The organism is Pseudoalteromonas prydzensis, from assembly GCF_011050055.1.
Lineage (GTDB): Bacteria > Pseudomonadota > Gammaproteobacteria > Enterobacterales > Alteromonadaceae > Pseudoalteromonas > Pseudoalteromonas prydzensis_A.
Genome location: NZ_DRGM01000069.1, coordinates 1 through 9,776, shown reverse-complemented (window position 1 = coordinate 9,776; position 9,776 = coordinate 1). Strand labels below are relative to the sequence as shown.

The 9,776-nt window shown below is 41.1% G+C and carries 9 protein-coding genes; 6 read left to right on the top strand and 3 right to left on the bottom strand.

Going from position 1 to position 9,776, the window contains the following annotated elements:
* Positions 1 to 189 (top strand): GGDEF domain-containing protein (locus ENH88_RS06235; protein WP_304180741.1); only part of this gene is annotated, 189 nt, incomplete at its 5' end.
* A gap of 102 nt (positions 190 to 291) precedes the next feature.
* Here ENH88_RS06235 and ENH88_RS06230 read toward each other — a convergent pair.
* The 3 genes from ENH88_RS06230 to ENH88_RS06220 all read right to left on the bottom strand — a co-directional run bounded on the left by ENH88_RS06230 (position 292) and on the right by ENH88_RS06220 (position 3,826).
* Positions 292 to 1,914 (bottom strand): methyl-accepting chemotaxis protein, encoded by a 1,623-nt coding sequence (locus ENH88_RS06230; RefSeq protein ID WP_304180739.1) that lies wholly within the window; start codon positions 1,912 to 1,914, stop codon positions 292 to 294.
* A gap of 222 nt (positions 1,915 to 2,136) precedes the next feature.
* Positions 2,137 to 2,754 carry a glutathione S-transferase family protein gene (locus ENH88_RS06225; RefSeq protein WP_304180737.1) on the bottom strand — a complete coding sequence of 206 codons (618 nt, stop codon included), beginning with the start codon at positions 2,752 to 2,754 and terminating at the stop codon, positions 2,137 to 2,139.
* A 40-nt stretch (positions 2,755 to 2,794) separates the two neighbouring features.
* Positions 2,795 to 3,826 (bottom strand): NADP-dependent oxidoreductase, encoded by a 1,032-nt coding sequence (locus tag ENH88_RS06220; protein WP_304180735.1) that lies wholly within the window; start codon positions 3,824 to 3,826, stop codon positions 2,795 to 2,797.
* 268 nt (positions 3,827 to 4,094) lie between these two features.
* On the opposite strand from ENH88_RS06220, the gene ENH88_RS06215 reads away from it, so the two are divergent.
* The 5 genes from ENH88_RS06215 to ENH88_RS06195 all read left to right on the top strand — a co-directional run bounded on the left by ENH88_RS06215 (position 4,095) and on the right by ENH88_RS06195 (position 9,672).
* Entirely contained in the window at positions 4,095 to 4,520 is a 426-nt protein-coding gene (locus ENH88_RS06215; protein WP_304180733.1) for a hypothetical protein, read from the top strand.
* A 13-nt stretch (positions 4,521 to 4,533) separates the two neighbouring features.
* Positions 4,534 to 5,376: an SMP-30/gluconolactonase/LRE family protein gene (locus ENH88_RS06210; RefSeq protein ID WP_414704809.1), complete on the top strand. Its 843-nt coding sequence runs from the start codon at positions 4,534 to 4,536 to the stop codon at positions 5,374 to 5,376.
* Positions 5,377 to 5,380: 4 nt separating this feature from the next.
* Positions 5,381 to 5,959, top strand: coding sequence for a YdeI/OmpD-associated family protein (locus ENH88_RS06205; RefSeq protein WP_304180731.1), 579 nt, complete (start codon positions 5,381 to 5,383; stop codon positions 5,957 to 5,959).
* Between the two features lie 363 nt (positions 5,960 to 6,322).
* A complete protein-coding gene (locus ENH88_RS06200) occupies positions 6,323 to 8,962 on the top strand; it encodes a TonB-dependent receptor (protein ID WP_304180729.1) in 2,640 nt (879 codons plus the stop codon).
* A 77-nt stretch (positions 8,963 to 9,039) separates the two neighbouring features.
* A complete protein-coding gene (locus ENH88_RS06195; protein ID WP_304180727.1) occupies positions 9,040 to 9,672 on the top strand; it encodes a glycoside hydrolase family 10 protein in 633 nt (210 codons plus the stop codon).
* Positions 9,673 to 9,776 lie beyond the last annotated feature (104 nt).

Sequence of the window (9,776 nt, the reverse complement as noted above, 5' to 3'; positions counted from 1 at the left end):
CGCACCGGTGATGCAACAGGTGACATTGAAAAAATGATCCTACAAGTACAAGAAAACACCCAAGCATCGGTAACAGGTTCATTTGGTGTCGCGCAGCTTAATGCTAATACTGATGTTGAAACAACTATCGCCGAGGCTGATAAAGCGATGTATGCAGCAAAAGCTGCTGGGCGTAATCAAGTAAAATAACGACTTTGCTTAAATAAAAGTAAGGCCCACGGCAGTTAAATATGATTGCAGATGGGCCGAATAGATTAACATTTATTTTTATTAACTGAACCTAAACTCTAGTTAACTTACTTTAAAGTAGGTTATGTATTGTTTTAAAGTGTCAGACAACTGCGCCAACGCAACGGCTTCTTTGGCATTATTGTTAAGCGATAAGCTTGTCTCTTTTGACATATTAGCTATTTCTTCTACCCCAGTGCTGATCTCTGAAACAGTGGCCACTTGCATTGATGTTTCATCAACAATTTCGAGTACTTTTGTCAACGAGTCATTGGCTTGCTGTTGTATTTCATGCAGCAGCTGATTCGCTTCACCCATTAATATTAAACCGTTTTCAACTTTGGGCACCGTCGTTTCCATCGCTGTTACCGATGCTTGGGTGTTTTCTTGTACTTGTAGGATCATTTTTTCAATGTCACCTGTTGCATCACCGGTGCGTTGAGCTAGTTGTCTTACTTCATCAGCGACGACCGCAAAGCCTCGGCCTGATTCACCAGCACGTGCGGCTTCTATTGCCGCATTAAGAGCGAGTAAGTTTGTTTGATCTGAAATGCTGCGAATAACGCCTAATATGTCGCCAATATTTTTCACGTGATCTTGCAGTATATTGACCTGCTTAACGGTTGCTTTTACTGTGCTTGATATACCTTCAATTTCAGTGGCTACTTTTTGCACTGAGTGACTGCCTTGCTGCGATAGTTGCGCTGTGACTTTTGAATTGTCTTCAGTTTGTTTCACCGCGCTGGCAACCGAATGAATACTTTGACTCATTGTTTCTAAGCTATCCACCGCAGCATTAGTATGCGTCACTTGATTATCTGCTGCGCGCAGTGCTTGTTGTGAACCAGATGCCACACTGGCAGAGTGAGATGACAGCTCATTTGAAGAGTTAATAATATTATTGACGATTGTTTTTAATTCTTTTTGCATCATTTTCACCGATGCCATCATGCTATTCGGGCAACATGAAGTTATTTCTGTCGTTAAATCGCCTTTTGCTATGCGTGCGATAATTTCAGCTGCTTGTTGTGGTTCACCACCAACCGCATTTTTAATTCGCGAACCAATAATATAGGCAACTACAGCACCAATAATAATGGCCAGTGCCGTGAGCGAGATCATCCATAACTCAAAAGAGCTGGCTATTTCTCGTGTTTGTTCCGTTAATGCTTGGTTTGCTTGTTCTTGTAGGTTTATAAATTGATTAATGGTATTAAGCCATTGTACAAAAGAGGGACGTGCATCAGTTAACAGTAGCGTCGTTGCTTGATCAATATTATTTGCGCGTTTAGCCGCGATGATATTGGCAACCAAAGGTTGGGTGTGGGCCTCAATTTTATCAATTTTTTGCATTAATGAACGTTCAGCATCAGACATATCAGCAATCAGTGTCGACATTTGTTGGTGAGATACTTGATAAGTATCGTTGAGTTCATTTAATAAATTAACGGTACCATTTAAATCACTTGGGCTTGTTAATAAAACAACATCACGAATGGCAATTGCGCTGTCGTGTACGGCTCCTCTAAAATCGATAGCGTAGCGTTGTTTGACCGAATTAATATCGGTTATCTCTGTAATGTTGCCATCAATTTGATTAACTCTTGATGTGCCAATCACAGTTAAAGTTAGCATCATTAGTAAGATAACCCCAAAACCTGTTGCTAATCGCGTATTTATAGTCATTTATATTTTCCGTGTTTACTGTTGATGCTGTTATTTTTAAGTGACACTGCTGCTGTTGTGTAGTTGGAGTCAGTGCGTATTTAGAGTAAGAATAGCGTGATTAGGTAGTGGTAATTAATTGCGCTAAAAGGCTAACTAAAACGTTAAATCAGAGGTGAGATCTCACCTCTGATTATGGTAATGCGTTTAATGAATCTAACTTTAACTCATTAAATTAGTTTATTAATCGTACTTTGCTTCTAGCTCATTGGCGGTATGAAATTTTTCATGGCTTTGTAATTGCTCATCATAGCGAACAAGATTTTTGAAATGCGCTAGTTGACCGGCATTTTTAACAATCTCAACAATAAACGACATCATAAAGTCGGCGCCAGTTAAAGTATCGCCTACTAAATAGCGTTTACCTTCAAGTCTGGCGTTAAAGTAACTAATCACTTTAGCGGTTTCAGCATCGGCATAGCCTTCTAAAAACTCGGTTTTAGCGCCGTCTTTTTGCACAAACATTTTTAACAATAGCGGTAAAATCGCTGAGCTTTCTGCAAAATGTAGCCACTGTTGATAATCAACGTATTCGTTTGTGCCTGCTTGTGGCGCAAATTTACCGTTGCCGTATTTTGTGATCAGGTAATCGGTGATTGCGCCTGATTCGGCAATAACTAAACCGTCATCTTCAATCACCGGAGATTTACCCAGTGGGTGTACTGCTTTTAGTTCATCGGGGGCTAAAAATGTTTCTGTATTACGTTGATAAGCGACAATTTCGTAGTCAACGTTTAGCTCTTCGAGTAACCAAATAATACGTTTAGAGCGGGATTTATTTAAATGATGTAATTTGATCATGATTGTCCTTGAGGCGCAGCGGTGGCTGCGCATGGTAAATTTAAAGCGGTTTATTTACTTGTACTACCGTTTTGCCAAAGTTTTTGCCATCCAGCATATCGTTAAACGCTGATACGGTGTTTTCAAAGCCTGTCACTATATGTTCGCGATAGTGAATTTTCCCTTCACTAAGCCACTTTTGCATATCGGTTGCAAACTCATCATAACGATGGCCATAATCGTCAAAAATAATAAAGCCTTGCATGCGAATTCGCTTAGTGAGAATTTGCCCCATTAGCGCGCCCATACGATCTGGCCCTTGTGGTTGTTCAGTGGCATTATATTGCGATACTAAACCACACAATGGCACCCGCGCTGCGGTATTCAGTAAAGGTAATACGGCGTCAAACACTTTTCCGCCCACATTTTCATAATAAACATCAATACCCGCATCACAGGCTGTGGCTAATTGTGCGGCAAAGTCATCGCTGCGGTGGTCAATACAGGCATCAAAGCCTAGTTTATCAACCGCGTATTGGCATTTCTCACTGCCGCCAGCAACGCCGACCACTTTACAGCCTTTGAGCTTTGCAATTTGCCCAACTGTGGCACCAACTGGGCCGGTTGCGGCGGCAACCACCACGGTTTCACCTGCTTTTGGTGCACCTATATCTAATAGCCCCATGTAAGCAGTAAAGCCTGGCATGCCCATAATACCGAGTGCATAAGAAGGCTTGCTTGGCTCTTTCCCGAGTGGTATTAATCCTTCGCCGTTTGAAATAGCGTATTCCTGCCAGCCAGTGTAGGCTAATACCCAATCGCCCACGGCAAATTTATCGTTAGTTGATTGCTCAATTTGGCACACAGTTGCACCTACCATTACATCACCAATAGCTATAGGTTCGGCATATGATTTGGCATCGCTCATACGGCCGCGCATATAAGGGTCGAGTGATAAATAAATAGTGCGTAGCAATACCTCGCCTTGCTGTAGCTCTGGTAGTTGCACGCTTTTAAGTGCAAAGTTATCAAGAGTTGGCGCACCATGCGGGCGAGATTGAAGGGTAAATTGCTTATTTGAGATAGCTTGCATAATTATTTTCCGTATCCAGTTAAGAGTGAAGGCTGCATAACGACTGTAAAACTAAATGCGCAGTGGTTATGTACTTTGCAGCGTGTTAAATACTTAAGTCATGAACTTAGGGCAGAGCTTTATAAATTCAACAGTTAGCATAGGTTAGTTTATCGCTATACGGAGAATCATTTTTGCAGCTGTGCAACAGTGGCACTATTTGCTGCCATTTTGGAATCAGTTGTGTTAAAAATAGCCTTTAAATTGATGCTGTTAACGAGGGAATGAAATGAAAATACACCCATTTATGCTGTTAGCCTTGATGAGCAGTGGCTTAAGTTGTTTTACTACACAGGCCAGTGATGAAGTATTGTCAGTTGATCAGGTTGCGCTGCAAGGAATGCCGTTCAGTTTTGCAAATGATGCCAAAGTAAGGCCAAAAAACAGTGACTTTACTGTGGTTAACTCTGTGCTGATGAGCAGTGAACAAGGCCGCCGAGTCGCAGTGGTAACAATTCGTAATGATGCCTCGGGTTCGCGTATTTTACAGGCCGAGCATATTATGGCGTTATTTGCCGATGGCAGGCGAGTAGCACCTATGGCACTAGCTGATAATATTAAACTAGATGATGGCGAACAGCGCTCATTAACGCTGTCGTTTGGCGAAGATAATTTTCCCATCTTAAGTATCTTCACCAGTAATAATTTAAATTAGGAATAATAATAAAATGAAAGCGATGATCTGTGGATTAAGCTGCGCGGCACTTTTTAGTGCTACCAGTATTGCGCAGCACAGCAAGGAGTTTGTGCCTGATAATGTGTTTACTCAAGGCATAGAAGGCCCTGTGTTCTATAAGCAGCACTTATACGCGGTTAATTTTGCTGAGCAAGGTACGATTGGCAAGGTTGATAGCAATGGTAACGCCCAGTTATTTATTAAGTTGCCAAATGACAGCGTTGGTAATGGTTTGCAATTTGATAGCCAAGGTAATTTATACATAGCCGATTATGTAAATCATAATATTTTAAAAGTGTCAGCAAATAGCCAAAGTGTCGAGGTGTTTGCTCATAATAACACCATGAATCAACCGAATGATATCGCCATAACCAAGCGCGGCGCGTTGTTTGCCAGCGACCCAAACTGGGCAAACAGTACTGGTAAATTGTGGCGTATAGATGCCGATGGCAGTACGCAATTATTAGAAGAGAATATGGGCACTACCAATGGTGTGGCGGTCAATAACGATAATAGCAAGCTCTATGTAAATGAAAGCGTGCAGCGAGTTATTTGGCAATATGATCTTGATAGCGAATTAAACATTAGCAATAAACAGCTGCTGATTAAGTTTGCTGATCATGGCATGGACGGCATGCGCGTTGATAACCAAGGTAACCTGTTTGTGGCGCGTTATGGTGCTGGCGTGATATTAAAGATCAGCCCCGCAGGGACTGTGTTACAAACCTATACGTTAACAGGGCAGCATCCAACCAACGTGGCGTTTAACGATGGGCAAACCAAGCTGTTTGTCACCATGCAAAAACGTGGTGCGATAGAAGTGATTGAGCTGTAAAAAAATGGCAAAAATTGAACCGTCTAATATCAAGTCTTTTGCAACAACTGCGAGCTTTGATAGTTGGCTTGCAGAAAATCATTTTGATTGCGCAGAGCTATGGATGCAGATCTATAAACAAGGATCTGCGCAAAAATCTATAAATTGGCAAGAATCTGTCAAAGTCGCGCTTTGCTGGGGCTGGATTGATGGTATTAAAAAATCCTTAGATGGTGATTCGTACTTACAACGTTTTACTCCTCGCAGAGCTAACAGTGTTTGGTCAAAACGAAATACCAAATACGTAGCGCAATTAATTGAAGATGGCTTAATGCAAGAAGCCGGAATGATCCCAGTGCGTTTGGCAAAAGCCGATGGTCGCTGGGATGCCGCTTATGCAATATCGGCAGACATGCAATTCCCGGACGATTTTTTACAGGCATTAGCTGCTAAGCCAGAGACACAAGCGTTTTTTGACACATTAAGTAAATCAAACAAGCATATCATTTACCATGCGTTGAGCTCGGCTAAGAAACCAGAAACTCGTGAGCGCCGCCTTAACAAATATTTGCTGATGCTCGTCAACCAGCAAAAACCGCAGTAGTTACAATATCTTATACGCCCTCTAAGCGATTGACAATGTAGTTCACGTTGCCAACTCTGCGCTAACCTAATTTAAATTAACCTCAAAATTCGTCATAGAGTTGATTACATTTTTAATTATGCTTATTTTTCATTGGTTTAAGTTTTTATGAAAATAGCGATTAAATGACAGTATAGCCACGGCAGGAATTATAAATTGTAAAAACATATTGTTTAAGGAATAAATTATATTGATCTTGTGTGTTTTTTTTACTAAGTTAACAGCAGGTAACAAAACTATAACTTATGTCTTGGTTTAACAACGTTAAACCAGTAGTAGCCGTACAAGTACTTTGCAATATAAAAAAGGTTAAATGCTTATACTATGAATAATAAATTCCACACAATTACAACTCAATTCAAAAAATCATTACTCGCCACTTTGGTTATTTCAGCTTCTAGTACGGCTTTTGCTAATGATGCCGAGCAATTAGAGAAAGAAAACTTAACAAAAGAAGATATCGAACGGATAGAGGTAAAAGGCTACGCAGCGTCTGTCGAGAAGAGCCTTAATATGAAACGCTTTGCTAACAGTGTTGTCGATGCCGTATCTGCAGAAGATATTGGTAAATTCCCCGATCAAACGGTAGCCGATGCCCTACAGCGTATTCCGGGTGTGCAAGTTGAAAAAGACCTCGGCGGAGAAAGTGACCGAGTAAGTATTCGTGGTACAGCACCTCATTTAAACATTACCTTATTAAATGGCCAGAGTGTTGCTTCAGCGACGGCATCGGCATCTATCACTCGGCCATCACGGGGCTTTAACTATTCACTTTTGCCTGCAGAATTAGTTGATACTTTAGAAGTGTTTAAGTCAGCTGAAGCTGATGTTGATGAAGGTTCAATTGGTGGCACTGTGGTGGTTAGAACACGCAAGCCACTGGACAGTGAATCTAACTATGCAGCACTGTCAGTGAAAGCATTTCATTTTGAAAATGCCGATGAAACTAAACCCTATATTTCAGGTTTATACTCTTGGAAAAATGAAGATGAAGACTTTGGTTTTAATGTGGGCTTTGTGCGCAAAGAACTCGCCACCCAAAGAGACAGTAAAGAAGTAAGATTTGGTTACCGTAGTACAGATGCCAATGGTGATGGCGATAATGAATATTATCCTGGGGCTGTCGGTTATAACCGCTATGCCAGTGATTCGGATTTAAATACCCTTACGGCTACCTTGCAATACGCACCTTCAGCAAATTTAGATATCGTATTTAATAACTTGTATTCAAAATCTGAGCATGAATCGTACGGTACTTATTCGAGTGGTTTTATATTACAGAACATTGGCAATATTGAGCAAGCGGATATTGTCGATGGTACTGTGGTCGCGGGAACGTTACCGGCCCATAATAATTTAGGCTATTACGGCAATGCCGGATACCAAGGTGAATTTAAAACTCAAGCTCACGATATTAAAGTTAGCTATGAACAAGATAACTACACACTGACAACACAGTTTGGCTATAGTAAAGCTGAAGGCGCAGTCAGTGACGTATATTCAGAGTACTATGCAAACACAGAAGCTTCTTACAGCATTGAAAATGGCACCCCTGAGGTTACATTATCAGACTCCCTTACACCTGCTGATTATCGCTTAGACTACAATCATAAAAACGATATAGCGAATGATTCAGATGAGAAATATGTGCAATTTGATTTTGAATATCGACTCGATAATGATTACTTTACGGCGATAAAAACCGGGGTTAAATACCGCGAGCACAGCAAAGCCGCAAACTTAATTAAAGCAAATTATCCTAAAAAGGGGGCTGATGGCAGTACGAATAATTTAGGCCAGTTTGCAACGACCACAGTTAATGATTTTATGGGTGGTGAGAATGCCATTTTATGGCAATTTGATAATGCTGCTTACAGTAAATGGATTGCAGAAACCGAACCATCAACAGCGCCGTATGAGCACCTAGATTACACATATGACTTGCAAGAAACCATTACAGCTGGCTACGTTAAAGCATTATTTGCATTCAGTGATGTGCGCGGTAACGTAGGTGTTCGAGCAGTCAAAACTGAGGTTGACTCGCAGTCTTTACAATATACTGGCCGCAGTTTTGATCCGCAAAATATCGAAGAAGTTGGTTTTTCTACTAGTTATGATGACTTTCTACCGAGTTTAAATATTGCTTATGATTACAGTGATGAGATCATCCTGCGCTTTGCTGCAGCAAAAGTGATGTCTCGTCCTGATTATGATTTTTTATCCGCTCGTAAAAGTGGTTATTGCACGGCGGCTACGGGTTGTAAGGGCAATGAAGGAAATCCTGATTTAAAACCATATCGCGCTTCGCAATATGACTTGTCAGCTGAATGGTATTTTAATGAGTCATCTATTTTATCGTTAGCTTATTTTTATAAAGATATCGATTCATACATTACAAATAGCACCGTTGATAAAGAGTGGCTGTGGACCGACCCTGATACTGGTATTGAAGAGCTACGCACCTTTTTAATCACTCAGCCGTTAAATGGTTTAGGCGGCGAAAACTCAGGTTTTGAAGTTAATTATACGCAAAAGCTAGGTTATGGTTTTGGTATTCAAACTAATTATACCTATTCTGATGCAGAGCTTGAGCAAACAGCAGAGCAAATTGCCGCTGGCGAAGAGGCTGTCCTGCCTAATAACTCGGAAGATACCTTTAATGCCACTGTGTATTACGAGAACATGGGCTTTAGTGCAAGGGTTTCATATACTTATCGTTCTGAATACTTTTACACAACTTATTTAGGGCTAAATCAGTACATTGATGACTTTGGTCAATATGATTTGAACCTTAGCTACAATGTGACTGATAACCTGAATGTGGTATTTCAAGCCATTAATTTAACAGATGAAGACCAACGTTCAATGTCAAGTAACAGCACTGGCATGTCAGATAGCAACCGCCCACTGGCTATCCATAATTATGGCCGTAGATTCTTACTGGGCGCGCAGTATAAATTTTAATTTCCCCCCGCCATATACGATATAAATAGCCGATAGTCCTCACTATCGGCTATATTTTTTCACTTGTTAGGAAATAAATGATGCATCGAGTAATTTTTTCTCTGCTCATAGCTGTTACTTTAATCGCTTGTCAGTCCGCTCCTTTAACAGCTATTACCAAAAAGCAAGCTAACCCGCTGCTTGCAACTATTCATACAGAAGACGTTGTTCGTGAATTTCGTGCCGCATGGGTCGCGACTGTTGCGAATATTAACTGGCCGCAGCAAGCAGGCCTGCCTGTCGAAGAGCAAAAACGCCAAGCAATAAAAATATTAGATACGCTGCAAGCAAATAATTTTAATACAGTGATCTTTCAAGTACGGCCTCAAGCTGATGCGCTTTATCAAAGTAGCACTGAGCCATGGTCTTACTATTTAACTGCTAAGCAGGGGCAAGCGCCTGAGCCCTTTTACGATCCATTGCAGTTTTGGATTGAACAAGCACACAAGCGGGGTTTAAAGCTACATGCGTGGTTCAACCCTTATCGCGTTCATCACCCATCTGGCGGCAGTGTCAGCGAGCAGTCAATGAGTATGCAAATGGCTGAGGATGTTGTGCAACTTAAAAATGGCATGCATTGGTTCATTCCAACTAATCAGTCAGTCATCGATTATAGTATTGCGACCTTATTAGAGTTGCTAGATAACTATGATATTGATGGCCTTCACTAGTGACAGCATCGCGGTTAACTTTGGTATCGACAACCTGTTTGACAAAGCACCACCAACACCTGACATCGGCGCAAACCATTTTAATACCGTCAGTGATTATAGTG